The sequence below is a fragment of the Promicromonospora sp. NPDC057138 genome (assembly GCF_042670845.1).
Classification (GTDB): Bacteria; Actinomycetota; Actinomycetes; order Actinomycetales; family Cellulomonadaceae; genus Promicromonospora.
Window position 1 is genome coordinate 119900 of the sequence record NZ_JBHUUX010000002.1, and the last position, 25540, is coordinate 145439.

The following is a 25540-nucleotide window of genomic DNA, read 5'->3' on the forward strand; positions in this document are numbered from 1 at the left end:
AGAACCACCATGCCCGTCGAGTTCCTCGGCATCGCCACCACCAACGACGCCTCCGAGACCACCGAGCGCACCACCGCGCCCGTCGACCCCGGCTACCTGGTCCGCATCGCGCGGGCCCACGAGGACAACGGCTGGACCCGCGTCCTGTTCGCGTACGGCTCGTCCGGGCCGGAGCCAGCGGCGCTCGCGGCGCACGTCGCCGCGCAGGTGCCGTCGATCGAGCTGCTGCTGGCGCACCGCCCCAACGTGTCGTACCCGACGTACGCGGCCAAGACGTTCGCGACCCTGGACCAGCTCTCCGGCGGCCGGGTGTCCGTGCACTTCATCTCGGGCGGCAACGACCACGAGCAGGGCCGGGAGGGCGACACCCTCACGAAGGACCAGCGGTACGCCCGCACCCGCGAGTACATCCAGATCGTGAAGCGGGCCTGGACCAGCACCGAGCCGTTCTTCCACCGCGGCGAGTTCTACGACTTCGACGACTTCGTGCTGGACGCCAAGCCGCATCCCGGGCACGTGCCCACCATCTCGTGCGGCGGCTCGTCGGACGCCGCCTACCCGGTGGGCGCCGCCGAGGCCGACATCTACGCCGTGTGGGGCGAACCCCTGGACCGCACCGCCGAGCAGATCGCCCGGGTGCACGCCGAGGCGCAGGCCGCCGGCCGGGTGACGCCGCCGCGGATCCACGCCGCGTTCCGGCCGATCATCGCGCCGACGGAGAAGCTGGCCTGGGAGAAGGCGTACCAGATCCTGGGCCGGATCGAGGCCCGGAAGGCGGCGTCGGGCGGCGTCCTGAGCCGGCGCCACCCGATCGACAAGCCCGAGAACGCGGGCTCGCAGCGCCTGCTGGAGATCGCCGCCGAGGGCGAGCGGTTCGACACCGCGCTGTGGACCGCCACCGCGAAGGCGACGGGCGGCGCCGGGAACTCGAACGCGCTGGTCGGCACGCCCGAGCAGGTCGCCGAGGCGCTGCTCGCCTACTACGACCTGGGCGTCCGCGTGATCTCGGCCCGCGGCTACGACCTGCTCGACGACGCCATCGACTTCGGCCGCTACGTCATCCCCCTGGTCAAGGAGGGCGTCGCGCAGCGCGACCGGGCTGCCGAGGGTGCGGCCGAGACCGCAGCCGAGAGCGCGGCGGCCTGATGCGGTTCCAGGTCCTGGACATCGCGTTCAACCCGCCGCACCCCGTCACGGGCGAGCAGGTGCCGCCCGCCGACCGCCTGAACCGGATAGTCGACACGGCGGTCCTGGCGGAGGAGCTCGGGTTCGACTCCTTCGCCGTGGGGGAGCGGCACGCGGGCGCCGTGCTGTCCTCGGCCCCGACGGTGCTCCTCGGGGCCATCGCAGCCCGTACGTCCCGCATCCTGCTGTCGACGGGCGTCACCGTGCTGTCCCTGCACGACCCGATCCGGCTCGCGGAGGACCTGGCGACGGTCGACCAGCTCAGTCGCGGCCGGCTGGAGATCGTCATCGGCAAGGGCAACGAGGACCTGCAGTACCCGCTGCTCGGCCTGGACATCGCCAAGCAGTACGAGTACCTGCGGGAGAACTACGAGCTCCTGCGGCTTCTCCTGTCCAGCGAGGACGTCACGTGGGAGGGCAGGCACCGGCACAGGCTGGAGCACGCCACCACGCTGCCCCGCCCGTTCGCCGGTCCGTTCCGCATCTGGCACGGCTCGGCGACGTCCCAGTTCGCCGTCGACCTCGCGGCCGAGCACGGCGACCCGATCGTCAGCGCGAACGCGCTGCAGCCGCGCGAGAACTACGGCGTGCTCATCGACCGGTACCGCGAGCGGTACGCGGCCGCGGGGCACGACCCGGCCTACGGGTTCGTGGGCGCCGGTTCGGGCGGCCTGTTCCTGGCCGACACCACCGAGGAGGCGGTCGCGCAGTACCGGCCGATCTACGAGGGCCAGGTGCGCCAGCAGGACGCGCGCAGGCACGCGCCGGGCGCCGTCGGCAAGGTGACCAGCTTCCGCACGCTGGAGGAGGCCGTCGAACGCGGCCCGGCGCTGGTCGGCTCCCCCGAGCGGGTGGCCGAGAAGATCCTCGACTACCACTCCACGTTCGGGCACGTGCTGCAGGCGGTGTCGGTGAACCACCTGCTCGCCCCGGCACAGCAGGAAGACGTGCTGCGCCGGTTCGCGCAGGAGGTGATCCCGCAGGTCAGGACCGAGGTCCACACGGACCTGTGGGGCCCGCGCGACGAGCGGCGGGCGGCCGGGTTCACCGCCGTCGACCCGCCGGCCCGCACCCGGGAGGTGGCGGCATGAGCACCCCGGACGCGGCCAGGCGCCCCGCCGGCGTGCACTGGTTCCTCCCGGCGAACGGCGACGCCCGCGGCATCGTCGGCAGCGCGCACGCCAAGGAGGCGCGAGGGTCGGCGTCCGGCCTGCGCGAGCCGAGCCTCGAGTACCTGGGCGACGTCGCGCGTGCCGCCGACCGGCTCGGGTACGACGCGGTGCTCACGCCGACGGGCACCTGGAGCGAGGATGCCTGGCTCGCCACGGCGGCCGTGCTGCAGCAGACCGGGCGGCTGAAGTTCCTGGTCGCCCTGCGGCCCGGGCTGATCTCCCCGACGCTCGCCGCGCAGATGGCGGCCACCCTGCAGCGCTTCTCGGGCGGGCGGGTGCTGCTGAACGTCGTCACCGGCGGCGACGAGGTCGAGATGCGCCGGTTCGGCGACTGGCTCGACCACGACGAGCGCTACGACCGCACCGCCGAGTTCCTGCAGGTGCTGCGCGGGGTGTGGGCGGTCGGCGCGCCCGGCGGGACCGACTCGTTCGACCACACCGGCCGGCACTACCGCATCGCGGGGGCGCGCAGCATCGCGCCGCCCGACCCGGCACCGGAGATCTGGTTCGGCGGGTCCTCCGAGGCGGCGCTCCCGGTCGCCGCCGAGCACGCCGACGTGTACCTGACCTGGGGCGAGCCGCCCCAGCAGGCGGCGCGCAAGATCGCGCGGGTCCGCGAGCTGGCCGCCGAACGGGGCCGCACCCTGCGGTTCGGCGTGCGGCTGCACGTCCTGACCCGGGACCGGTCCGCCGACGCCTGGGCCGTGGCGCAGCGCTGGCTCGACGAGCTCAGCCCGCAGCAGGTCGCGGACGCGCAGCGGGTCCTGACCACCTCGGGTTCGGTGGGCCAGCGGCGGATGGCCGCGCTGCACGACGGCGGACGCCTCGCCGCGACCGGCGACGCCCGCGAGCTGGAGATCCACCCGGGGCTGTGGGCCGGCGTCGGCCTGGTGCGGGGCGGCGCGGGAACCGCGCTCGTGGGGAGCCACGAGGAGGTCGCCGACCTGGTCGCGGAGTACCACGATGCGGGGTTCGACGAGTTCGTGCTGTCCGGGTACCCGCACCTGGAGGAGGCCTACTGGTTCGCCGAGGGGGTGCGGCCGCTCCTGGACGAGCGGGGCATCACGGCGCGGGCCGGGTCGGTCGACAGGCGCGGAGCTACGAGCAGGGACACAACCGGAGACAGCACCACGACCACGACGGAGGTGGCGGTATGACCGTCCACGCAGACCAGGCCCAGGCCCAGGACGAGAACCAGACCCGGCAGCCGGGCACCGGCGCCGGCGGCGTCGTGGTGGTCAGCGGCAACCCGCGGCCGGGCTCGCGCACCCTGGGCGTGGCCCAGGCAGTGGGCGGCCGGCTGGCGGACGAGCTCGGCCTGCGCCTGGCGGACCCGGTCGACCTGGCGCTGCTCGCCCCGGAGGTCCTGACCGGGTCGGCGGCCGTGGCCGCGGCCCGGGACCGGGTGGTGGCGGCGCGGCTCGTGGTGGTGGCGACGCCGGTCTACAAGGCGTCCTACACGGGCCTGCTCAAGGCGTTCCTGGACGGGTACGGCCCGGACGCGCTGGCCGACGTCGTGGCCGTGCCCGTCGTGGTCTCCGCGAGCCCCGCGCACGCGCTGGCGGGGGAGGTGCACCTGCGGCCCGTGCTCGTCGAGCTCGGCGCCGTGGTGCCCGCGCGGACGTTCGCGGTGACCGAGAGCCAGCTCGCCGACGTCGGACAGGTGCTCGACGACTGGACCGGGCGCTGGGCCGCCACGCTCGGCCGGTCTGCGCGCGCCCGTGTCCGACCAATTTGATGCCTATTGAACGAGCAGGGATAATTGCCGCTGAAAGTTCACCCGCACGCGGAACAACGATTCGGGCCCTCCAGCCGTCCTGTAGCGGTGGGGGCAATCGTTGCTACAGGCGGCACTCCCGACCGAGAGGACATGACACATGACCGAGGCTCCGCAGACCGGTACGCCCAGCACGACCATGGTCGACGACTCCGTCAGCGGGCACGTCGGATGGCGCGCCGCGCGCGAACGTGAGCTGCGGGAGCCCTACGGGCCGCTGAGTCCGGCGGCCCTGCACTGGCCGACGGCGAAGCCCCAGCGGCTGCCCGGTCTGCCCGGCGAGTGGTGGGTCGCGGGCGGGGCGCTGTACACCCAGCCGGCGCCGGGGGACACGGCCGTGCTGACCGGCGAGCACGTCGAGCCGGACGGCCCGACCGTGATCGGCGTCCGCGAGGGGCACGGCCGCATCCTCGGCACATTCGTGCCGGAGGGCCGGGACACCTCCGGACCGGCCGACGAGCGCGAGGTGGCGGTCGAGGTGGTGCTGCGCACGGGCCGGTACGGCGTCCGGCCGCGCGACCCGCGGTCGGCGACGCGCGCCGCGTTCGACGGCGTCCCCGCGTTCGACTACGACCCCGCCTGGGTGCTCGACGTCCCGGTGCGCTGGTACGAGGAGCCGGAGACCGTCACGGTCGGCGGGGCACGGCCGGGCCTCGTGCACCACGTCGAGGTGCTCGGGGAGGTCGACGTCGTGGTCGGCGGGCAGGCCGCCACCCTCGCGCTCACCGGCACGCTGACGGCGCCCGTCGTCGTGTTCAGCGACGAGGCCGACGGCGTCGCGCCGTGGCGGACGCTCCAGGTCACCACACCGGACGGCGCGGACGGCGCCGACGGCGCGGCCGAGGAGACCGCCGGGGAAGCGGCAGGCCTCACGGAGGACGAGTCCGCCGGCCTGGTGATCGCGACGTCCGACACGCTGCGCCTGGACCTGAACCGCGCGACGAACCTGCCGTACGCGTTCACGGACTTCGGGACCAGCGCCGCGCCGCTGGCGGGCAACCACCTGCCGGTCGCCGTGACGGCGGGTGAGAAGGCCCCGCGATGAGCGGCGTTGGGGGCGCTCCCGCCTCGGCGCCTCGCATGTGTGACGCGACACGCCGAGACAAATCGCCCGAGTTTCCGCGATTCCACCCGGTTGGTGGGCGCGTGACCATGGCAGTATGACGCCATGGCGCTCACGGGACAGGTCAAGGAGGAGCTCGCGCGGGTCAGGGTGGCGAAGACGTCCTGCCGCAAGGCGGAGGTCTCCGCGACGCTGAGGTTCTCCGGCGGTCTTCATATCATCTCCGGTCGGGTCGTGATCGAGGCGGAGCTCGACACGGAGTCGGCGGCGACCCGGCTCCGGCATGCGATCCACGACCTGTACGGGCACACGAGCGAGCTCATCGTGGTCCAGGCCGGCGGGCTGCGGAAGAGCTCGCGGTTCGTGGTGCGGGTGGTGCGCGAGGGCGAGTCGCTTGCCCGCCAGACCGGCCTGCTCGACGCGCGGGGCCGCCCCGTGCGCGGCCTCGCGCCCGAGGTCGTGTCCGCGGGTGTGCAGGAGGCCGAGGCCGTGTGGCGCGGCGCGTTCCTGGCCCACGGCTCGCTCACCGAGCCCGGCCGGTCCATGGCGCTGGAGATCACCAGCCCCGGGCCGGAGGCGGCGCTCGCGCTCGTCGGCGCGGCCCGCCGCCTGGGCGTGGCGGCCAAGTCCCGCGAGGTGCGCGGCATCGACCGCGTGGTGGTCCGCGACGGCGACTCCATCGGGCGGATGCTGGAGCGCATCGGGGCGCCCGAGACGCTCAAGGTCTGGGAGGAGCGCCGGGAGCGCCGCGAGGTGCGCGGCACGGCCAACCGCCTCGCGAACTTCGACGACGCGAACCTGCGCCGCTCCGCCCGGGCCGCCGTCGCGGCGGGCGCGCGGGTCCAGCGGGCCTTCGAGATCCTGGGCGACGAGCTGCCCGACCACCTGCGCCAGGCCGGCGAGCTGCGCCTCGCGCACAAGCAGGCGTCGCTGGAGGAGCTGGGCCGCCTGGCCGAGCCGCAGCTCTCCAAGGACGCCGTGGCGGGCCGGATCCGCCGTCTGCTGTCGACGGCGGACAAGCGCGCGCTCGAGCTGGGCATTCCCGACACCGAGGCCGGGCTGCCGGCCGACCTGCTCGACCTGTGAGCGCCCGGGTGAAACCCGCCCGTTGAGTCCCGCCCGCTGGCTCCGTGCGCCCGGATCCGAGTTGTGAGAACGCACAGAACCGCGAGTTCCACGCTGTCCGGCTCGGGTCACGGATCGGCCGGGTTCGGGTATAGGCTCGAAATCGTCAGGTGACGACGCCGTGACCAACGCGTTTCCCGTTCGGGTCGTCGCGAGGTCGCGGCGCCCGGAGTGCCTGGCAACACACTTCGCCGTCGGGCATCGACGGCAGTGGTGACAGAACCAAGGAAACGTGTGCGCCGGGACGGCCGGCGCCCCCTGAGGAGGGCATTGTGACCATCCGCGTCGGCATCAACGGTTTCGGCCGTATCGGCAGGAACTTCTACCGGGCTCTCGTCGAGTCGGGTGCAGACATCGAGGTTGTCGGGGTCAACGACCTGACCGACAACAAGACGCTCGCGCACCTGCTCAAGTACGACACGACCCTGGGCCGCTTCGGCAAGTCGGTCGACTTCGACGACGAGAACATCATCGTGGACGGCAAGAAGATCCGCGCGCTCGCCGAGCGCAACCCCGCTGACCTCCCCTGGGGCGAGCTGGGCGCGGACATCGTCATCGAGTCCACCGGCTTCTTCACGGACGCCACCAAGGCGAAGGCGCACATCGACGCCGGCGCCAAGAAGGTCATCATCTCGGCCCCGGCCAAGAACGAGGACGCGACCTTCGTGATGGGCGTCAACAACGAGCTGTACGACCCGGCGGCGCACCACATCATCTCGAACGCGTCGTGCACCACGAACTGCCTGGCCCCGCTGGCCAAGGCGCTGAACGACTCGATCGGCATCGAGCGTGGCCTCATGACCACGATCCACGCCTACACGGGTGACCAGAACCTGCAGGACGGCCCGCACAGCGACCTGCGTCGCGCCCGCGCGGCCGCGCAGAACATCGTCCCGACCACGACGGGTGCCGCCAAGGCCGTCGCCCTCGTGCTGCCGGAGCTCAAGGGCAAGCTGGACGGCTACGCGCTGCGCGTGCCGGTCATCACCGGCTCGGCGACCGACCTCACCTTCGAGGCGCCGCGCGACGTGACGATCGAGGAGGTCAACGCCGCGGTCAAGGCCGCCGCCGAGGGCCCGCTCAAGGGCATCCTGGAGTACGTCGAGGACGACATCGTCTCCTCGGACATCGTGACCAACCCGCACCAGAGCATCTACGACGCGAAGCTCACCAAGGTGATCGGCAACCAGGTCAAGGTCGTCTCCTGGTACGACAACGAGTGGGGCTACTCGAACAGCCTCGTGAACCTCACCGTGTTCGTCGGCGAGAAGCTCTGACCTTCTCCGCCCCAGCGTGAACCACGACGTCCGCGTGCGCATCGGCCAGCCGGCGCACGCGGACGTCGTCATGTCGCGTCACACCCGACTGGCGAAGATCTGTCTGCCGGTACCTCGATCTGGAGTGCTCCTATGAAGACCATCGACTCCCTCGGCGACCTGCGCGGCAAGCGCGTCCTGGTCCGCTCAGACTTCAACGTCCCGCTCGACGGGACCACCATCACCGACGACGGCCGCATCCGCGCCGCCCTGCCGACGCTGAAGCGGCTGACCGACGCCGGTGCGCGCGTCGTCGTGCTGGCCCACCTCGGCCGCCCCAAGGGCACGCCGGACCCCCTGTACTCCCTCGCGCCGGTGGCGGCCCGCCTGGGCGAGCTGCTCGAGCAGGACGTCGCGCTCGCGGAGGACCTCGTCGGCCCGTCCGCGAAGGCGACGGTCGAGGCCCTGGCCGACGGCAAGGTCGCCCTCCTGGAGAACGTGCGCTTCGACGCCCGCGAAACCTCGAAGGTGGACGCCGAGCGCGCCGAGCTCGCCGGCGAGCTGGCGCAGCTCGCCGACGCGTTCGTCTCGGACGGCTTCGGCGTCGTGCACCGCAAGCAGGCCTCGGTGTACGACATCGCGCAGGTCCTGCCCGCCGCGGCCGGCGACCTGGTCCTGAACGAGGTCGAGTCGCTGTCGAAGGCGACCGGCGACCCCGAGCGTCCCTACGCCGTCGTGCTCGGCGGCTCCAAGGTGTCCGACAAGCTGGGCGTCATCGCGAACCTGCTGACCAAGGCGGACCGCCTGCTCATCGGCGGCGGCATGGTCTTCACCTTCCTGGCGGCCAAGGGGCTGTCCGTGGGCAACAGCCTGCTGGAGAAGGACCAGATCGAGACCGTCAAGGGCTACATCGCTACGGCCCAGGAGAACGGCGTCGAGATCGTGCTGCCGGTCGACGTCGTCGCGGCGGACTCGTTCGCCGCGGACTCGCCGCACCAGGTCGTGGGCGCCGACGCGATCCCCGACGGCACCATCGGCCTGGACATCGGCCCGGAGTCGGGCAAGCTGTTCGCCGGCAAGCTGGCCGACGCGAAGACCATCGCCTGGAACGGCCCCATGGGCGTCTTCGAGTTCGAGGCGTTCGCCGCGGGCACCAAGGCCGTGGCCCAGGGCATCATCGAGGCGACGACGGCGGGCGCGTTCTCCATCGTCGGCGGGGGCGACTCGGCTGCGGCCGTGCGCGTGCTCGGCTTCGACGAGGCCGGGTTCAGCCACATCTCGACCGGCGGCGGCGCGAGCCTGGAGCTGCTGGAGGGCAAGGAGCTCCCGGGCCTCACGGTTCTCGCCGACTGACCTGCCGTACCTCTCTCTCAACGAAGGAAGAAACACGTGGCTACCACCCGCACGCCGCTGATGGCGGGCAACTGGAAGATGAACCTGGACCACCAGCAGGCGATCAGCACGGTCCAGAAGCTGTCCTGGACCCTGAAGGACGCCAAGCACGACTACGCGGCGGTGGAGGTGGCGGTCATCCCGCCGTTCACCGACCTGCGCTCCGTGCAGACGCTCGTCGATGCCGACAAGCTGGAGCTCGTCTACGGTGCCCAGGACATCTCCAAGCACGAGTCCGGCGCCTACACGGGCGAGATCTCCGGGTCGATGCTCGCGAAGCTCGGCTGCACCTACGTGCTGATCGGGCACTCGGAGCGCCGCGAGCACCACGGCGAGTCCGACGAGCTGGTCAACGCCAAGGTGCGCGCCGCCTTCGCGCACGGCCTGACCCCGATCCTGTGCGTCGGCGAGGGCCTGGAGGTCCGTAAGGCGGGCGACCAGGTCTCGTACACGCTGGCGCAGGTCGAGGCCGCGCTGGCGGACGTCCCGACCGAGCAGATCGCGAAGATCGTCATCGCCTACGAGCCCGTCTGGGCCATCGGCACCGGCGAGGTCGCGACCCCGGAGGACGCGCAGGAGGTGTGCGGCGCGATCCGCCGGGTGCTCGGCGAGCTGTGCGACCCGAGCGTCGCCGACGGCGTCCGCGTCCTGTACGGCGGCTCGGTGAAGTCGGGCAACGTCGCGCAGATCATGGCGCAGCCCGACGTCGACGGCGCCCTCGTGGGCGGCGCGAGCCTGGACCCGGAGGAGTTCGCAAGGATCGCCCGCTACCAGTCCCACGTCACCGCCTGACATGCCCCCGCTGGTCGAGCTTGTCGAGACCCTTGGCGGTCTCGACAAGCTCGACCCGCAACTGGGCCTGAGCGTCTGACACGCATGGTTCGAGACACTCTCGCAATCTGCCTGAGGTACCCTCGCTCGGGCGTGATGTTCCGGGTGTGACTCCTGCTCAGGGCGCTACAGACCCCTGAGCAGGGCGTTAGCACTGTGAGGTGCGTCTCGCTTACTCTTGACCGATCCGCCGCCGGGTGACGCCCGGCACACCTACAACCGAGGACGTGAACCCGTGGACGCGCTCCGCATCATCCTGGAAGTCCTGCTGGTCCTGACCAGCGGCTTTCTCACCATGCTCATCCTGCTCCACAAGGGCAAGGGTGGCGGACTGTCCGACATGTTCGGTGGCGGTATCTCGATGGGGGCCGGCTCGTCCGGCGTGGCCGAGCGGAACCTCAACCGCATCACAATCGCCTTCGCCCTCGTGTGGGCCGTGGTGATCGTCCTGCTCGGACTCATCCAGAAGGTCAGCTGACCCGGTCGCCAAGCGCCTAGCAGCTGACGGCCACACACAGAGGGGACGACAGACGTGGCATCAGGCGGTCATGCGATTCGGGGGAGCCGGGTAGGCGCCGGCCCCCTCGGAGAGACGGAGCGGGGCGACACAGCGCCGCGTATCCGAGTTTCTTACTGGTGTGCCAACGGGCACGAGACAGCACCGAGCTTCTCGGTGGGCGAGGACGTGGAGGCCCCCACGCAGTGGGACTGCCCGCGTTGTGGCTTCCCCGCGGGGATGGATCCGGTGAACCCGCCGGCTCCCGTGCGGAACGAGCCGTACAAGACGCACCTCGCCTACGTGAAGGAGCGCAGGTCCGACGAGGACGGCGCCGCCCTCCTTGAGGAGGCGCTGGAGGCACTGCGTATCCGCCGCGGCGGACGCATAGCACGCTAAAGTTTTTTGCAGCGGCGAAGCAGAGCGCCCGCCCGGTCACTTCGACCGGACGGGCGCTCTACTTCGTTGCTGCCGCGTGCCTGTCAGACGTACAGATCACTCGCGTGACCTGAGGTTCTGACACGTGGGTTACTTCTTCGCGCCGGCGGCTTCCGCGTCCAGCAGCCACAGGGTGCGGGCCTGGCCGACGGCGCCCGCTGCAGGCACCTCGGTGACCGGGGCGCCGGCGAGTGCGGCGGCGACCTGATCGGCCTTCTCCGCGCCCGCCGCGACGATCCATACCTCGCGGGCGGACCGGATCGCGTCGAACGTGAGGGAGACCCGCTCCGGCGGCGGCTTGGGCGAGCCGTGCACGCCCGTCGTCGTGCCCTGGGCGGACAGACCGTCGTGGCCGGGGAACAGGGACGCGACGTGCCCGTCCGGCCCCATGCCGAGCAGCAGGACGTCGAACGCCGGGACGGCCACGCCGCCCTCGCCCTGCTCGCCCGTCTGCTCACGCACGTGCTTGCCCGTGTGCCCGCCCGCGGGCCCGCCCGTCTGCGGGCCCGCGTGCTCGGCCAGGAGCGCCGCGTAGGCCGCGGCGCCCTCCTCGGGAGTCGCGACCGACGTCGGCCCCGGCATGGGGTGGACGTTGGCCTCGGGGAGCCCGTGCTCGGCGGCCAGGCCGTCGAGCAGGGCCTCCCGCGCCTGCGTCTCGTTGCGGTCGGGGTCGCCGTTCGGCAGGAACCGCTCGTCGCCCCACCACAGGTGGACACCCGACCAGTCGACGGCCGGCACGAGCGGGCTCGCGGCCACGGCCGCGAGCGTCGCGATGCCGACCGAGCCGCCCGTGAGCACGACGTGCACGGGGGAGCGGACCGACTGCACGTCCAGCACGCGCGTGAGCAGCCGTGCGGCCGCCGCCTGCGCGAGCACCTCCTTGCCGGGGTGCACGACGACGAGCCGCACCCCCGGCGCCGCGCCGGCCGCCGGGTGCGCCGCGCCGACCGCCGGGTGAGCCATCAGGCCGCCGTCCGCGTGGTGACCTGCTTCAGCCCCCGCATGAGGGCCTCCTCGAAGACCTCGTCCGGGTCGAGCCGGCGCAGCTCCTCGATCAGGGCCTCGTTGAGCGCCCGGATCGGCAGGGCGATCCGCCGCGCGGGCTTGCCCGGCTGCGTGATCGTGACGGTGCGGCCGTCGGGCCGGTCGAGCACGATCGGCCCGCTCTTGCGCTCCAGGGTCACGCGGGTGATCGCGTCGTCGCTGTCGGTGCGCACCACCTCGGCCGGGCAGTTCAGCCGGGTGCCGAGCCAGGCGGCGAGCAGGTCGAGCGACGTGTGCCGCTTCTGCCCCTCGACCGACACGGAGAGCACGGGCTCGAACGGCGGCTGCTCGACGGCCGCCGCGATGAGCGCCCGCCACAGGGTGACGCGCGCCCACGCGAGATCCGTGTCGCCCGGGGCGTACGTCCCGGTGAGGTTGCCGAGCATCTCCACCGGGTTCTTCGCGATGGTGCTGTCGATGATCCGGCGGGCCGCCATGGCGCCCACCGGGTCCTGCGACGGCACCGCGGGCGCCTCACGCGGCCACCAGGCCACGATCGGCGCGTCGGGCAGCAGGAGCGGCATCACGAGGGTGTCGGTCCGCTCCAGGAGCGGACCAAAGGCGCGCAGCACCACCACCTCGGAGGCGCCGGCGTCACCGCCCACGCGGATCTGGGCGTCGAGCCGGGCGTCGGTGCCCTTCGCCGCGGGGGCGACGACGATGACCCGGCACGGGTGCTCACGGCTCGCGTCGTTCGCGGCCTCGACCGACTCCTCGACGTCGCGCTCGTCGGCCATGACCACGAGGGTGAGCACGCGGCCCAGGGCCACCGCTCCGCCCTCCTCGCGCAGGCGCACGAGACGCTTGTTGACCTGGTTGGTCGTGGTGTCCGGCATATCTATTATCACTGGGCTGTCCTCACCTTTAGCTGGTGGAGCCGTGTCGCCAACTGCGTCATCGGGCCGTGCTCACCTTCTCGATGTGGCGTCGTGTCGGCAACCGCGTCACTTAGGGTCGCCTCCAAGTCCTGCCGTCGCGCTCCATCATGGCGTCGGCCGACGGCGGACCCCAGGTGCCCGACGCGTACGGCTCCGGCTGGCCCTTGCGCGCCCAGTACGACGTGATGGGGTCGAGGATCTTCCAGGAGAGCTCGACCTCCTCGCGCGTCGGGAACAGCGGCGGGTCGCCGAGCAGCACGTCGAGGATGAGCCGCTCGTAGGCCTCGGGGGAGGACTCGGTGAACGAGTGCCCGTACCCGAAGTCCATGGTCACGTCGCGCACCTGCATGGCCGTGCCCGGCACCTTGGCGCCGAACCGCAGGGTCACGCCCTCGTCGGGCTGCACGCGGATGACCAGGGCGTTGTTGCCGAGCTCGGACGTCAGGGACGACTCGAACGGCAGGTGCGGCGCCTTCTTGAAGACGACGGCCACCTCGGTGACGCGGCGGCCCAGGCGCTTGCCGTGCCGCAGGTAGAACGGGACGCCCGCCCAGCGGCGGTTGTCGACGTCGACCCGGATGGCGGCGAAGGTCTCGGTGGTCGAGTCCTTCGCGATGCCGTCCTCCTCGAGGAAGCCGGGCACCTCGTCGCCGCCCTGCCAGCCGGCCTCGTACTGGCCGCGTGCGGTGTGCTTGCCGAGGTCGCGCGGCAGGCGCACCGACGAGAGCACCTTGATCTTCTCGGCGCGCAGCTCGGCGGCGTCGAAGTTGACGGGCTCCTCCATGGCCACCAGCGCCAGGAGCTGGATCAGGTGGTTCTGGATGACGTCGCGCGCGGCGCCGATCCCGTCGTAGTACCCGGCGCGGCCGCCGATGCCGATGTCCTCGGCCATGGTGATCTGCACGTGGTCCACGTAGTTCGAGTTCCAGATGGGCTCGAACATGGTGTTCGCGAAGCGCAGCGCCAGCAGGTTCTGGACCGTCTCCTTGCCGAGGTAGTGGTCGATGCGGAACACGGCCTCCGGATCGAAGACCTCCGACACCACGGCGTCGAGCTCCCTGGCGCTGGCCAGGTCGTGCCCGAACGGCTTCTCGATGACCACCCGGCGCCACGCGTCCACGCCGTCGCCGTCAGCGTCGTCGTCGGGACGCGACAGCCCGTGCTTGGCGAGCTGCTGGCAGACCACGGGGAACGCCGCCGGCGGGACCGACAGGTAGAACGCGTGGTTGCCGCCGGTGCCGCGCTCCTTGTCGAGCGTCTCGACGGTCTCCCGCAGACGCTCGAACGCGTCGTCGTCGTCGAACGAGCCCTGCACGAACCGGATGCCCTCGGCGAGCTGGCGCCACGTCGCCTCCCGGAAGGGGGTGCGCGCGTGCTCCTTGACGGCGTCGTGCACCACCTGCGCGAAGTCCTGGTCCTCCCAGTCGCGCCGGGCGAAGCCCGTCAGGGCGAAGCCCGGCGGCAGCAGGCCGCGGTTGGCGAGGTCGTAGACGGCCGGCATGAGCTTCTTGCGCGCCAGGTCGCCCGTCACGCCGAAGATGACCAGCCCGCTGGGCCCCGCGATGCGGGGCAGCCGCAGGTCGAGGGGGTCGCGCAGCGGGTTGATCCCCTGCGCGATCTTCGCCGGCCTCACCGGTTGCCGGCCTCGTCGAGACCGGTCTTGGTGGTCGTCAGGAGCTCGTCCCAGCTGACCTCGAACTTCGTCACGCCCTCGTCCTCCAGCTGTGCCGTCACTTCGTCCATGGAGATGCCCTGCGCCTCGATCGCCGCGATCGTCGCGGCGGCCTCCTCGCCCGAACCGGTCACGGTGTCGGCGAGGACTATGCCGTGGTCGGCGAACGCGTCGAGCGTCTTCTCGGGCATGGTGTTGACCACGCCGGCCACCACGAGCTCGTCCACGTACATCGTGTCGCGGTAGGCCGGGTCCTTCACGCCGGTCGACGCCCACAGCGGCCGCTGCGGCTGGGCGCCCGCGGCCTTCAGCGCCGCCCAGCGCTCGGAGGAGAAGACCTCCTCGTAGGCCGCGAAGGCCAGGCGGGCGTTCGCGATGGCGGCCTGGCCGCGCAGCGCGAGCGCCTCGTCCGTGCCGATCGACTTGAGTCGCTTGTCGACCTCCGAGTCCACGCGGGAGACGAAGAACGACGCGACCGACCCGATCACCGACAGGTCGTGGCCCGCGGCCTGTGCCTGCTCCAGGCCGGCCAGGAACGCGTCCATCACCGCGCGGTACCGCTCGATCGAGAAGATCAGCGTCACGTTCACGCTGATGCCCTTCGCGAGGGTGCTCGTGATCGCGGGCAGCCCCTCGACCGTGGCGGGGATCTTGATCATCACGTTCGGCCGGTCGACGGTCTCCCACAGCCGGACGGCGGTGGCCTCCGTCGCCCCGGTGTCGCGCGCGAGCCGCGGGTCCACCTCGATGGAGACGCGGCCGTCGACGGCGGCCGTGGCGTCGTAGACGGGGCGCAGCAGATCTGCGGCGTCGCGGACGTCGTCCGTCGTGATGCGCTCGACCGCCGCCTCGACGTCGCCACCGTTCGGCGGCCCGGCCAGCTCGGCCAGGATGCCGTCGTAGGCGTCGCCCTGCGCGAGGGCCGCCGCGAAGATCGTGGGGTTCGTCGTGACACCCACGATGTTCTTGGTGGCGATCAGCTCGGCGAGGTTTCCGGTGCGCAGCCGCTCACGCGACAGGTCGTCCAGCCAGATGGCGACACCCGCCTCGGACAGCCGCTGAGTCGGACTGACGTGCTCGCCAGTGCTGGCGGTGCTGTCGGTCATCGTGCCCTTCCTCTCGTGTCCGTGTGTGATCCGGAGCGGCTCAGGACGCCGCCTCGATCGACTCCTTGGCAGCCAGGGCGACAGCCTCGGCCGTGATGCCGTACTCGGCGTAGAGCGTCTTGTAGTCGGCCGACGCGCCGTAGTGCTCGAGCGAGACGATGCGGCCAGCGTCGCCGACGATCTCGCGCCAGCCCTGCGCCACGCCCGCCTCGACCGAGACGCGTGCCTTCACACCGGACGGGATGACCGACTCGCGGTAGGAGTCGTCCTGCTTGTCGAACCACTCGCGCGAGGGCATGGAGACCACGCGGGCCTGGACGCCGTCGGCCGCGAGGATCGCGCGCGCCTCGACGGCGAGCTGGACCTCGGAACCGGTGCCCACGAGGACGACGTCGGGCGTGCCCTCGGTGTCCAGGAGCGTGTAGCCGCCCTTGAGGGTGCCCTCCGCGGTGGCGAAGCCGTCGGTGCCGCGCGGGTAGGTCGGCACGTTCTGGCGGGTCAGCACGAGGCCGGCCGGGTTGTCCCGGTTCTCCAGGATGCCGCGCCACGCCCAGGCGGTCTCGTTCGCGTCGGCCGGGCGGACGACGTCGAGGTTCGGGATGGCTCGCAGCGCCGCGAGGTGCTCGACCGGCTGGTGGGTCGGGCCGTCCTCGCCGAGGCCGATCGAGTCGTGCGTCCAGACGAACGTGGACGGGATGCTCATCAGCGAGGCCAGGCGCACCGACGCGCGCATGTAGTCGGCGAACTGCAGGAACGTGCCGCCGTAGGGGCGGGTCAGGCCGTGCAGCACGATGCCGTTGAGGATCGAGCCCATGGCGTGCTCGCGGATGCCGAAGTGCAGCGTGCGGCCGTACGGGTCACCCGGGAACTTCTTGGTCGCGTGCTCGCTCGGCACGAAGGACGGCACGCCGTCCATCGTCGTGTTGTTGGAGCCGGCGAGGTCGGCCGAGCCGCCCCACAGCTCGGGCAGCACATCGGCCAGGGCGCTGAGCACCTTGCCCGACGCCGCACGGGTCGCGACGCCCTTCTCGCTCGCCTCGAACTGAGGCAGGGAGTCGGTCCAGGCCTCGGGCAGCTCGTGGGCGCGCAGCCGGGCCAGCAGGGCCGCGGCCTGCGGGTTCGCTTCCGACCAGGCCGCGAAGGCGGCCTCCCACTCCTCGCGCTGGGCGGACTGGCGCTGCGCGACGGAACGCGTGTAGGACAGCACCTCGGCGTCGATCGCGAACGTCGCCTCGGGGTCGAGGCCGAGCGCCGACTTGAGGCCCTTGACCTCCTCGGCGCCCATGGCCGAGCCGTGGATGCCGCCCGTGTTCTGCTTGGTGGGCGCCGGCCAGCCGATGATCGTGCGCAGCGCGATGATCGACGGCTTGCCCGTCTCTTCCTTGGCGGCGTCGATGGCGGCGGCCAGCGCGTCGGTGTCCTCCGCGTAGCCGTCGCCGCCCGAGGTCCAGTCCACGCGCTGGGTGTGCCAGCCGTACGCCTCGTAGCGCTTCAGGACGTCCTCGGTGAACGCGATGTTCGTGTCGTCCTCGATCGAGATCTTGTTGTCGTCCCAGATCAGGATCAGGTTGCCGAGCTGCTGGTGGCCCGCGAGCGACGAGGCCTCGGAGGTCACTCCCTCCTGCAGGTCGCCGTCGGAGGCGATCACGTACACGTGGTGGTCGAACGGCGACTCGCCGGGCGCGGCGGCCGGGTCGAGCAGGCCGCGCTCGCGGCGCGAGGCCATGGCCATGCCGACGGCGGAGGCCAGGCCCTGGCCCAGCGGGCCGGTCGTGATCTCGACGCCCTTGGTGTGGCCGTACTCCGGGTGGCCCGGGGTCTGGGAGCCCCAGGTGCGCAGGGCTGCGATGTCCTCCATCTCGAGGCCGTAGCCCGCGAGGAAGAGCTGCAGGTAGATCGTCAGGGACGAGTGGCCGGCGCTCAGCACGAACCGGTCACGGCCCACCCACTCGGGGTCGGACGGGTCGTGGCGCATCGCCTTCTGGAAGAGGAGGTACGCGGCCGGCGCGAGGGAGATCGCGGTGCCGGGGTGTCCGTTGCCCACCTGCTCGACGGCGTCCGCGGCCAGTGCCTTGATGGCCTTGACAGCTCGCTCGTCGAGCTCCGACCACTCCAGGGGCTTGAGCACGGGGTCGAAAGCGTTCACGAGTCCTCTTTCTCTCCGCCGTCGACCCTCGCCCTGCCCTAAGAGCGGACGGGCCGGAGAGCCGCGCAGCGTGCCTGCGGCGGCGGCGGGATGCCGGCCGCCCTCGGTTCGATTGCGAAATCAACCCTATACGCGCACCCCGACACCCGTGCAGGCGTGTCCACCGTCTGTCACGTCACAGTGCAGATCAGGAATTTCACGGCGTCCAGCGGGAATGTGGTGCATGACCCCGCCACGGCTCGACGTACGATGGGCACGCACCGGGGCGGCAACAGGGCCCACCAGGTGCGTTATCGACCTCATGACCCTCCCGAACGGAACTGCGACGCGCGTGAGAACGAGCCACACGACAACCGGCCAGACCGCGCGTCCCAGGACGTCCAGCGCACCGGGGCCCGCCGCCGACGTCGGGCAGCGTCCCGGGGGATGGTTTCTCAGCCGCGCCGGCGCGTACGTCGCGCTGACCAAGCCGCGGGTCATCGAGCTGCTGCTCGTGACGACCGTGCCCACCATGATCCTGGCGGCCGACGGCCTGCCCAGCTTCTGGCTGATCATCGCCACCCTCATCGGCGGCGCGGGCGCGGCGGGCAGCGCCAACGCGTTCAACATGTGGTGGGACCGCGACATCGACGAGGTCATGAACCGGACGAAGCGACGCCCGCTCGTCACGGGGGAGATCTCGCCGCGTGCCGGCCTGGTGTTCGCCTCGATCCTGGGCCTGCTGTCGCTGACGTGGTTCGCGCTGGTCATCAACTGGGCGGCGATGTGGCTCACGCTGGGTGCCATCGCCATCTACGTCGTCGGCTACACGATGATCCTCAAGCGCCGCACCCCGCAGAACATCGTGTGGGGCGGCATCGCGGGCTGCATGCCCGTGTTCATCGGCTGGGCCTCGGTGACGGGCGAGCTGAGCTGGGCCGCGCTGGCGCTGTTCGGCATCATCTTCTTCTGGACGCCGCCGCACTACTGGCCGCTGTCGATCAAGTTCAAGAAGGACTACGCGAACGCGAACGTCCCGATGCTGCCGGTCGTCAGCGACGACAAGCGCGTGGCCGCCGAGATGGTGGGCTACACGCTCGCGATGATCGCCTGCTCCCTCCTGCTGACGCCGCTCGCGGGCATGTCCTGGGTGTACACCGCCGTGGCCGCCGTGCTCGGCGCGTGGTTCCTCTGGTCCACGATCGCCATGCTGCGCCGGGCGCAGGGCCGGGCGAGCGGCAAGCTGGGCGCCATGAAGGTGTTCCACGCGTCGATCACCTACCTGTCGCTGCTGTTCGTGGCCGTCGCGGTGGACGTCTTCCTGCCGTTCTGACGCTGGTATACCAGGGGTCATGATTCGGTTGGCCCAGACGTCCCGGCCTACTCTGAGCGCGTGACCGAGACCTCAGCCGACCGAACCACCGACTCCGCCGAACAGTCCGCGGGCTACTCCTCGGGCCTGCCCACGGCGTCCGCCATCGCGCCCGAGGTCGACCTGGCTCCCCGCCGGGCGGCCCGCGAGAAGTCGCGCGTCGCCCCCGACTACGCGCGTGCCTGGCTCCTGCTGTCCGCGATGCGCACCGAGCTCTTCGACAAGGCCCAGCTGTCGCGCGCGGACCAGGTGATCCTCGACTGCGAGGACGCCATCGACGACCGCCTCAAGGACGAGGCCCGCGAGAACGTCATCCGGTGGGTCAAGAACGGCGGCAGCGCCTGGGTCCGGATCAACGACCGGCAGGCGCCGTCCTGGGCCGACGACGTCGCGTACCTGCGCGGCCTCAAGGGCCTCAACGGCGTCATGCTCGCCAAGACGGAGAGTGCCGACGACGTCATCGACACCGCGCAGCGCCTCGGCGGCGACGTGCCGGTCATCCCGCTGGTGGAGTCGGCCCTCGGCATCGAGGAGGCCGTCCACATCGCCAAGGCCCGCGGCGCGTTCCGCCTCGCGTTCGGGTCCGGCGACTACCGCCGCGACACGGGCGCCGCGAACGAGCCGATGGCCATGGCCTACCCGCGCACGCGCCTGGTGGTCGCGAGCCGCATCGGCGGCCTGCCCGGCCCGGTGGACGGCCCCACGGTGGGCTCGTCGCACGCGCTGCTGCGCGAGCAGTCCACCGACGCCGTCAACCTCGGCATGACCGGCAAGCTCTGCCTGGACTTCGAGCAGCCGGCGGTCATCAACGAGTCCTTCGCGCCCTCGCCGTCCGACGTGGCCTGGGCGCTCGACTTCTTCGCCGAGTTCGAGGCCGGCGGCTCGGTCATCCGCGACGGCAGCGACAAGCCGCGCCTCGCCCGCGCGCAGGTGATCCACTCGCGCGCGGAGCTGTTCGGTATCAATCCCGCCTGAGTCTGCGGTTCCGCTCCGGGCGAGTGCCTCGTTCCTCGGCCCTCACCCTGCGCTGCACCTCCGGCTCAGGCGGTATCAACCCGGCCTGACCCGGCGTGGCCCGCCCGTCCGGTGGGCCCCGCTCGGCATGATGGGGCGGTGTCCACCGTACTGGCCCACCCGTCGTCGTCCCGTGAGACCCAGCCCGGACCGTCCCCGAGCGCCCCGCTCGACCGCGCCCTGCGCGACTACCTCGCGCACCTGAGCGTGGAGCGCGGCCTCTCGGCCAACACCGTCGCCGCCTACCGCCGCGACCTCGTGCGGTACGCGGGGTTCCTCGCCGCGGCGGGCCGGGCGGGTCTGGACGGCGTCCGCGAGGCTGACGTCACCGGCTTCGTCGAGTCAGTACGCCAGGGGTCTGACGGCGGGCGGCCGCTCTCGCCGTCGTCCACCGCCCGTGCCCTGGCCGCCGTGCGCGGCTGGCACAGGTTCGCGCAGGCCGAAGGCCTGGCGGTGGACGACCCCTCCACCGACGTGCGGGCCCCCACCCAGCTCCGGCGCCTGCCGCACGCGCTGTCCGTGGACGACGTCGCCGCCCTGCTCGACGCCGCGGGCACCGGCGACGGCCCGCTGCCTCTGCGGGACCGGGCGCTGCTCGAGCTGCTGTACGCCACGGGCGCGCGGATCTCGGAGATCGTGGGGCTCGACGTCGACGGGGTGGGCGATCCCGCCGCCGTCCGGCTGTTCGGCAAGGGCTCGAAGGAGCGGGTGGTGCCCGTGGGCTCGTTCGCCCGCGACGCGCTCGAGGCCTACCGGGTCAGGGCCCGTCCCGCGCTGGCCGCCGCGGGCCGCGGCACGCCCGCCCTGTTCCTCAACACGCGCGGCGCGCGGATGTCCCGGCAGACCGCCTGGGCCGCCCTGCAGTCCGCGGCGACGCGGGCGGGCCTGACGGAGCACGTCTCCCCGCACACCCTGCGCCACTCGTTCGCCACGCACCTGCTGTCGGGCGGCGCCGACGTGCGCGTGGTCCAGGAGCTGCTGGGGCACGCCTCGGTCACCACCACGCAGATCTACACGATGGTCACCCCGGACGCGCTGCGCGAGGTCTACGCGGCGGCGCACCCGCGGGCCAGGTAGGCGCCTGTCACGGGCCCCACAGCCGAAGGGCGCCACGCCGAGGCTTTCGCGGAGCGGCGCCCACACTCTGGTATAGCGTGGCGGGCGTGAGCGAGGCAGCCAGCCAGGAGGGAGCGGACACGATGACCGACATGCTTCTCGGTAAGACGGTCGTCGGCGCACCCACGGACTCGGAGGTCATGCGCGACGTGGTCGGGCGTGTGATGCCGGAGCTGCCGGAACCGGCGCCGCTGGCGAGCCACGGCCCCGCGCGCATCATCGCGATGTGCAACCAGAAGGGCGGGGTCGGCAAGACCACCACCACGATCAACCTCGGCGCGTGCCTCGCCGAGTACGGCCGCAAGGTGCTCCTGGTCGACTTCGACCCGCAGGGCGCCGCGTCGGTAGGCATCGGCGTCAACCCGCACGAGCTCGACCTGACGATCTACAACCTGATCATGGAGCGCGGGGTGGACATCCAGGACGTGCTCATCCCGTCCGGGATCGAGAACCTCGACGTGCTGCCCGCCAACATCGACCTGTCGGCCGCGGAGGTGCAGCTCGTGGGCGAGGTCGCCCGCGAGTCCGTGCTGGCCCGCGCCCTGCGTCCGGTGATGGACGACTACGACGTGATCCTCATCGACTGCCAGCCGAGCCTCGGCCTGCTCACCGTGAACGCACTGACCGCGGCGCACGGCGTGCTGATCCCGCTCGAGTGCGAGTTCTTCGCGCTGCGCGGCGTCGCGCTCCTGGTGGAGACCATCGAGAAGGTGCGGGACCGGCTCAACCCGGCCCTGGAGATCGACGGTATCCTCCCCACCATGTACGACTCGCGCACCCTCCACTCCCGGGAGGTCGTGGCCCGGGTGCACGAGGCCTTCGGCGACACGCTGCTGCACTCGATCATCGGGCGCACGGTGAAGTTCCCCGACGCCACGGTCGCCGCGGAGCCCATCACCGCCTACGCCCCGGGACACCCGGGCGCGGCCGCGTACCGTCAGCTCGCCCGGGAGCTCGTGGCCCGTGGCGACGCTGCCTGACGTCCTGGAGGCGTCGCCGGAAGCACCGGGCTCCGGCGAGCCTCCAGTCGACGAGCGGCGCGCCTCGCGCACGTTCCAGGTCCACCTGCACAACTTCGAGGGCCCGTTCGACCTGCTGCTCTCGCTGATCGCGAAGCACAAGATGGACGTCACCGAGGTGGCGCTCGCGGTCGTGACCGACGAGTTCGTGGCGCACATCCGCGAGGCCGAGCGGGCCTCCCGCGAGGCCGCCGCGCGCGGCGAGGACCACGAGTCGTGGGACCTCGGCGTCGCCAGCGAGTTCCTCGTGATCGCCGCGACCCTGCTCGACCTCAAGGCCGCGCGCCTGCTGCCCGGCGTCGTCGATGAGGACGAGGAGGACCTCGAGCTGCTCGAGGCCCGCGACCTCCTGTTCGCGCGGCTCCTGCAGTACCGGGCGTACAAGGAGGTCTCGAAGTTCGTCGCGGAGCAGATGGCCTCCGCCGGACGTCGCGTGCCTCGCCTGACGCCGCTCGAGCCGCACCTCGCCGCGATCCTGCCCGAGCTGGTCTGGGACACGACGGGGGAGCAGCTCGCCGAGCTGGCCGCCCGGGTGCTCGCCCCGAAGCCGCCGCCCGTGGTGGGCCTGGCCCACCTGCACGGCTCCGCGGTGAGCGTGCGCGAGGAGGCGGGCGTCATCGTGAAGCGCCTGCGCGCCGAGCACTCGGTGACTTTCCGGTCGCTGACGGCGGGGACGGAACGCCTCGTGACCGTCGCCCGGTTCCTGGCGCTGCTGGAGCTGTTCCGCGACTCGCTGGTCGGGTTCGAGCAGGTCAGCCCGCTGGGCGAGCTGACGGTGCGGTGGACCGCGGGGCCCGCGGACGGCGAGAAGTACCTCGACCCCGAGGCCGGCCCCAGCGAGTTCGACGAGGACGACCTGCCCGCCCCGGCCGAGCCGGCGCAGACCGACCAAGCAGACACCGACCAAGCAGACACCGACCAAGCAGACACCGACCAAGCACCGACCGAGCAGCCCGGAACGGAGGCGACAGCATGACCGTCGACGAGCAGGCCCCCGAGGCGGCGCAGGCGGACGCCCCGGCCGACGCCGCGACGCGGGACGAGCCGGCGTTCGTCGACGTACACACGCTCCCGGGTGGCGCGCACGCGGCCGTCGAGGCGGTCCTCATGGTGGCCGACGCGCCGATCGGCGCCGACCGCATCGCCGCGTCGCTGAACCTGACGCAGGACGAGACCGACGACATCCTGCACGAGCTGGCTGACGAGTACGCGGGCCACCTGGGGTCGCGCCCGCGCGGGTTCGAGCTGCGCCGCACCGTCGACGGGTGGCGTATCTACTCCTCGGCGGCGCACGCGGACCCGGTGGGGCGCTTCGTCCTGGACGGCCAGTCCGCCAAGCTGAGCCAGGCCGCCCTGGAGACGCTCGCGGTCATCGCGTACCGTCAGCCGGTGACGCGGGGCCAGGTCAGCGCGGTGCGCGGCGTGAACGTCGACGGCGTCGTGCGGACCCTGCTGACCCGCGGGCTGATCGCCGAGATCGGCCAGGACCCGAGCTCGGGTGCGGTTCTGTTCGGAACCACGGGATACTTCTTGGAGCGGATGGACTTCTCGTCGCTCGACGAGCTGCCTCCGCTGGCGCCGCACCTGCCGGACCTCGACATGCTCGAGGGCCTCGACGGGCTGGACTCCTAAGCCCCTCCGCGGGATCCGAGCACCGGACCCCGCAGCCAGGTCCGCAGCGCCCTTCCCGACTCACCGAGAGACGAATCATGAGCAACGAACGCCGCGGCGGGAGCCGCCGCGAATCCAGTGGTGGCCAGCAGCCGCGCCGTCCCGCACAGGGCGGCAAGAACTTCCGGGGCGGTAGCTCGGCCAAGAGCCGCGCCCAGGCGAACGCGCCGCGCCGTCGGCCCGCGAAGCCCGAGGAGCAGGGCCGCGACGTCCACGTCGAGGGCGGCGTGCGGCTGCAGAAGGTGCTCGCGCAGGCCGGTCTCGGCTCGCGCCGCGCGAGCGAGGAGATGATCGCTAACGGGCGCGTCGAGGTGGACGGGCAGATCGTCACCGAGCTCGGGGTGCGGATCGACCCCGCGACCGCCGTCGTGCACGTGGACGGGCTGCGGATCCAGCTCGACCAGGCGAAGGTGACCATCGCGCTGAACAAGCCGCTGGGCGTGGTCTCGACGATGGACGACCCCAAGGGGCGCCCGACCGTCGCGGACCTCATCCGCAACCGCGAGGAGCGCCTCTTCCACGTCGGCCGGCTCGACGCCGACAGCGAGGGCCTGCTGCTCCTGACGAACGACGGCGAGCTCGCCAACCGCCTGTCGCACCCCAAGTACGAGATCGCCAAGACGTACCTCGTGACGGTCGAGGGCGAGATCTACCCGCGGACGGCCCGCGAGCTCCTGAAGGGCGTGGAGCTCGACGACGGCGTCGCGAAGATGGACGCCGTGCACGTGCTCCAGCAGATCGACGGCTTCGCGATGCTGGAGGTCGTGCTGCACGAGGGCCGCAACCGGATCGTGCGCCGGATGTTCGACGCCGTCGGGCACCCGGTGACGCGCCTCGTGCGCACCCGGATCGGGCCGATCCCCCTGGGCGACCTGAAGGCCGGCCGCACCCGCGTCCTGGGCCGCACCGAGCTGGGCACCCTCATGGGTGCGGTCGACCTGTAACCTCGACCGCTGAGTGCTGGGTATGTGTGCCCGGGTACGCACTCTGACCACAAATACCCAGCACTCAACGAAAGCGAGCGGGACTGTGACCAGCCCTGTTGTTGTTGCCATCGACGGGCCGTCCGGGTCCGGGAAGTCGAGCGTGTCGAAGGCGGTCGCCGCGCGGCTGGGCCTCGCCTACCTCGACACCGGTGCCATGTACCGGGCGGCCACCGTCTGGAGCATGGAGACGGCGGACCTGGACGACGCCGTGTCCGTGGCGACGGCGGTCCGCGCGATGCCACTGGTCATGGGGCTGGACCCGGCCGCGCCCGGCGTCGAGCTGGACGGGCGGGACGTGTCCGTGACGATCCGCAGCACCGAGGTCACGAGCGCCGTCTCGAAGGTGGCGTCCAACCTGGAGGTGCGGGCCGAGCTCAAGCGGCTCCAGCGCCACCTCATCGACCAGGAGTCCAACGCCGTGCAGGCCGTGTACGCCCGCGGCCGCGGGATCGTGGCCGAGGGCCGCGACATCACCACGGTCGTGGCGCCCGACGCCGACGTCCGCGTGCTGCTCACCGCGTCCGAGGAGGCGCGCCTGCGCCGCCGGTCGCTGGAGGTGCACGGCGCCGCCGACGCCGGAGCGGTGGACGCCACGCGCGACCAGGTACTGCGTCGCGACCAGGACGACGCGAAGGTCACGCAGTTCCACGTCGCCGCGGACGGCGTCGCGACCGTCGACTCCAGCGACCTCGACTTCGAGCAGACGGTCGACGCCGTCCTCGCCGTCGTCGCGCAGGTGACGGGGCGCGAGGTGGCGCCGTCCGCCTGAGCCGGGCGGGCGACGGCGGGCGGGAGCGACGCA

At 72.0% G+C, this 25540-nt stretch carries 24 protein-coding genes; 19 read left to right on the forward strand and 5 right to left on the reverse strand.

Annotation, left to right across the window (positions count from 1 at the left end; all coding sequences use genetic code 11):
• The first annotated feature begins 9 nt into the window (after window positions 1-9).
• From ACFT2C_RS02150 to ACFT2C_RS02200, 11 genes are all read left to right on the forward strand, one after another.
• On the forward strand, window positions 10-1146 hold the full coding sequence (locus tag ACFT2C_RS02150) for an LLM class flavin-dependent oxidoreductase (protein WP_377205351.1): 1137 nt from the start codon (window positions 10-12) through the stop codon (window positions 1144-1146).
• Window positions 1146-2276, forward strand: a complete 1131-nt coding sequence (locus ACFT2C_RS02155) for an LLM class flavin-dependent oxidoreductase (RefSeq protein WP_377205352.1) — start codon at window positions 1146-1148, stop codon at window positions 2274-2276. Before ACFT2C_RS02150 ends, ACFT2C_RS02155 begins: the two co-directional genes overlap by 1 nt.
• Window positions 2273-3514 carry an LLM class flavin-dependent oxidoreductase gene (locus ACFT2C_RS02160; RefSeq protein WP_377205353.1) on the forward strand — a complete coding sequence of 414 codons (1242 nt, stop codon included), beginning with the start codon at window positions 2273-2275 and terminating at the stop codon, window positions 3512-3514. The genes ACFT2C_RS02155 and ACFT2C_RS02160 overlap by 4 nt, the downstream gene beginning before the upstream one ends.
• Window positions 3511-4095, forward strand: coding sequence for an NADPH-dependent FMN reductase (locus ACFT2C_RS02165; protein ID WP_377205354.1), 585 nt, complete (start codon window positions 3511-3513; stop codon window positions 4093-4095). Before ACFT2C_RS02160 ends, ACFT2C_RS02165 begins: the two co-directional genes overlap by 4 nt.
• 139 nt (window positions 4096-4234) lie before the next feature.
• A complete protein-coding gene (locus tag ACFT2C_RS02170) occupies window positions 4235-5179 on the forward strand; it encodes a DUF1684 domain-containing protein (protein WP_377205355.1) in 945 nt (314 codons plus the stop codon).
• A 123-nt stretch (window positions 5180-5302) separates the two neighbouring features.
• Complete coding sequence (gene whiA / locus ACFT2C_RS02175; RefSeq protein ID WP_377205356.1) at window positions 5303-6283, forward strand: DNA-binding protein WhiA; 981 nt, start codon at window positions 5303-5305, stop codon at window positions 6281-6283.
• A 311-nt stretch (window positions 6284-6594) separates the two neighbouring features.
• Window positions 6595-7599 carry a type I glyceraldehyde-3-phosphate dehydrogenase gene (gene gap, locus ACFT2C_RS02180; protein ID WP_377205357.1) on the forward strand — a complete coding sequence of 335 codons (1005 nt, stop codon included), beginning with the start codon at window positions 6595-6597 and terminating at the stop codon, window positions 7597-7599.
• 132 nt (window positions 7600-7731) lie between these two features.
• A complete protein-coding gene (locus ACFT2C_RS02185; protein WP_377205358.1) occupies window positions 7732-8931 on the forward strand; it encodes a phosphoglycerate kinase in 1200 nt (399 codons plus the stop codon).
• Window positions 8932-8991: 60 nt separating this feature from the next.
• Window positions 8992-9762, forward strand: coding sequence for a triose-phosphate isomerase (gene tpiA / locus ACFT2C_RS02190; protein ID WP_377205520.1), 771 nt, complete (start codon window positions 8992-8994; stop codon window positions 9760-9762).
• A 274-nt stretch (window positions 9763-10036) separates the two neighbouring features.
• On the forward strand, window positions 10037-10279 hold the full coding sequence (gene secG, locus ACFT2C_RS02195; protein ID WP_020014806.1) for a preprotein translocase subunit SecG: 243 nt from the start codon (window positions 10037-10039) through the stop codon (window positions 10277-10279).
• A 54-nt stretch (window positions 10280-10333) separates the two neighbouring features.
• Window positions 10334-10696, forward strand: a complete 363-nt coding sequence (locus ACFT2C_RS02200) for an RNA polymerase-binding protein RbpA (RefSeq protein WP_108494395.1) — start codon at window positions 10334-10336, stop codon at window positions 10694-10696.
• 129 nt (window positions 10697-10825) lie between these two features.
• Here ACFT2C_RS02200 and ACFT2C_RS02205 read toward each other — a convergent pair whose 3' ends face one another.
• The 5 genes from ACFT2C_RS02205 to tkt all read right to left on the reverse strand — a co-directional run bounded on the left by ACFT2C_RS02205 (window position 10826) and on the right by tkt (window position 17581).
• Window positions 10826-11698, reverse strand: a complete 873-nt coding sequence (locus tag ACFT2C_RS02205; RefSeq protein ID WP_377205359.1) for a 6-phosphogluconolactonase — start codon at window positions 11696-11698, stop codon at window positions 10826-10828.
• Window positions 11698-12627 carry a glucose-6-phosphate dehydrogenase assembly protein OpcA gene (gene opcA / locus ACFT2C_RS02210; protein WP_377205360.1) on the reverse strand — a complete coding sequence of 310 codons (930 nt, stop codon included), beginning with the start codon at window positions 12625-12627 and terminating at the stop codon, window positions 11698-11700. Before opcA ends, ACFT2C_RS02205 begins: the two co-directional genes overlap by 1 nt.
• Window positions 12628-12727: 100 nt before the next feature.
• The gene (gene zwf, locus ACFT2C_RS02215) at window positions 12728-14290 is read right to left on the reverse strand and encodes a glucose-6-phosphate dehydrogenase (protein WP_377205361.1); all 1563 of its coding nucleotides are present in this window, start codon (window positions 14288-14290) and stop codon (window positions 12728-12730) included.
• Window positions 14287-15435: a transaldolase gene (gene tal / locus ACFT2C_RS02220; RefSeq protein WP_377205362.1), complete on the reverse strand. Its 1149-nt coding sequence runs from the start codon at window positions 15433-15435 to the stop codon at window positions 14287-14289. The genes zwf and tal overlap by 4 nt, the downstream gene beginning before the upstream one ends.
• A gap of 40 nt (window positions 15436-15475) precedes the next feature.
• Window positions 15476-17581: a transketolase gene (gene tkt / locus ACFT2C_RS02225; protein ID WP_377205363.1), complete on the reverse strand. Its 2106-nt coding sequence runs from the start codon at window positions 17579-17581 to the stop codon at window positions 15476-15478.
• A 331-nt stretch (window positions 17582-17912) separates the two neighbouring features.
• Between tkt and ACFT2C_RS02230 the strand changes: the two genes are divergently transcribed.
• The 8 genes from ACFT2C_RS02230 (at window position 17913) to cmk (ending at window position 25507) form a co-directional block, all read left to right on the forward strand.
• The gene (locus ACFT2C_RS02230) at window positions 17913-18893 is read left to right on the forward strand and encodes a heme o synthase (RefSeq protein WP_377205364.1); all 981 of its coding nucleotides are present in this window, start codon (window positions 17913-17915) and stop codon (window positions 18891-18893) included.
• A 162-nt stretch (window positions 18894-19055) separates the two neighbouring features.
• Window positions 19056-19907, forward strand: coding sequence for an HpcH/HpaI aldolase/citrate lyase family protein (locus ACFT2C_RS02235; protein WP_377205521.1), 852 nt, complete (start codon window positions 19056-19058; stop codon window positions 19905-19907).
• A gap of 150 nt (window positions 19908-20057) precedes the next feature.
• On the forward strand, window positions 20058-21023 hold the full coding sequence (xerD, locus tag ACFT2C_RS02240; RefSeq protein ID WP_377205522.1) for a site-specific tyrosine recombinase XerD: 966 nt from the start codon (window positions 20058-20060) through the stop codon (window positions 21021-21023).
• Window positions 21024-21154: 131 nt separating this feature from the next.
• Window positions 21155-22042, forward strand: coding sequence for a ParA family protein (locus ACFT2C_RS02245; RefSeq protein WP_377205523.1), 888 nt, complete (start codon window positions 21155-21157; stop codon window positions 22040-22042).
• The gene (locus ACFT2C_RS02250) at window positions 22026-23057 is read left to right on the forward strand and encodes a segregation and condensation protein A (RefSeq protein WP_377205365.1); all 1032 of its coding nucleotides are present in this window, start codon (window positions 22026-22028) and stop codon (window positions 23055-23057) included. Before ACFT2C_RS02245 ends, ACFT2C_RS02250 begins: the two co-directional genes overlap by 17 nt.
• Window positions 23054-23713: an SMC-Scp complex subunit ScpB gene (locus tag ACFT2C_RS02255; protein WP_377205366.1), complete on the forward strand. Its 660-nt coding sequence runs from the start codon at window positions 23054-23056 to the stop codon at window positions 23711-23713. The genes ACFT2C_RS02250 and ACFT2C_RS02255 overlap by 4 nt, the downstream gene beginning before the upstream one ends.
• A gap of 77 nt (window positions 23714-23790) precedes the next feature.
• Window positions 23791-24696 carry a pseudouridine synthase gene (locus tag ACFT2C_RS02260; protein ID WP_377205367.1) on the forward strand — a complete coding sequence of 302 codons (906 nt, stop codon included), beginning with the start codon at window positions 23791-23793 and terminating at the stop codon, window positions 24694-24696.
• Window positions 24697-24781: 85 nt separating this feature from the next.
• Window positions 24782-25507 (forward strand): (d)CMP kinase, encoded by a 726-nt coding sequence (gene cmk, locus ACFT2C_RS02265; RefSeq protein WP_377205368.1) that lies wholly within the window; start codon window positions 24782-24784, stop codon window positions 25505-25507.
• The last annotated feature ends 33 nt before the right edge of the window (window positions 25508-25540 follow it).

What these genes read in the sequence shown, in the direction of transcription:
- ACFT2C_RS02245 (WP_377205523.1), top strand. Translation starts at nt 21,155, where the DNA reads ATGCTTCTCGGTAAGACGGTCGTCGGCGCACCCACGGACTCGGAGGTC.
- ACFT2C_RS02165 (WP_377205354.1), top strand. Translation starts at nt 3,511, where the DNA reads ATGACCGTCCACGCAGACCAGGCCCAGGCCCAGGACGAGAACCAGACC.
- ACFT2C_RS02155 (WP_377205352.1), top strand. Translation starts at nt 1,146, where the DNA reads ATGCGGTTCCAGGTCCTGGACATCGCGTTCAACCCGCCGCACCCCGTC.
- ACFT2C_RS02255 (WP_377205366.1), top strand. Translation starts at nt 23,054, where the DNA reads ATGACCGTCGACGAGCAGGCCCCCGAGGCGGCGCAGGCGGACGCCCCG.
- ACFT2C_RS02185 (WP_377205358.1), top strand. Translation starts at nt 7,732, where the DNA reads ATGAAGACCATCGACTCCCTCGGCGACCTGCGCGGCAAGCGCGTCCTG.
- ACFT2C_RS02160 (WP_377205353.1), top strand. Translation starts at nt 2,273, where the DNA reads ATGAGCACCCCGGACGCGGCCAGGCGCCCCGCCGGCGTGCACTGGTTC.
- ACFT2C_RS02260 (WP_377205367.1), top strand. Translation starts at nt 23,791, where the DNA reads ATGAGCAACGAACGCCGCGGCGGGAGCCGCCGCGAATCCAGTGGTGGC.
- tal (WP_377205362.1), bottom strand. Translation starts at nt 15,435, where the DNA reads ATGACCGACAGCACCGCCAGCACTGGCGAGCACGTCAGTCCGACTCAG.
- ACFT2C_RS02150 (WP_377205351.1), top strand. Translation starts at nt 10, where the DNA reads ATGCCCGTCGAGTTCCTCGGCATCGCCACCACCAACGACGCCTCCGAG.
- whiA (WP_377205356.1), top strand. Translation starts at nt 5,303, where the DNA reads ATGGCGCTCACGGGACAGGTCAAGGAGGAGCTCGCGCGGGTCAGGGTG.
- ACFT2C_RS02205 (WP_377205359.1), bottom strand. Translation starts at nt 11,698, where the DNA reads ATGGCTCACCCGGCGGTCGGCGCGGCGCACCCGGCGGCCGGCGCGGCG.
- ACFT2C_RS02170 (WP_377205355.1), top strand. Translation starts at nt 4,235, where the DNA reads ATGACCGAGGCTCCGCAGACCGGTACGCCCAGCACGACCATGGTCGAC.
- tpiA (WP_377205520.1), top strand. Translation starts at nt 8,992, where the DNA reads ATGGCGGGCAACTGGAAGATGAACCTGGACCACCAGCAGGCGATCAGC.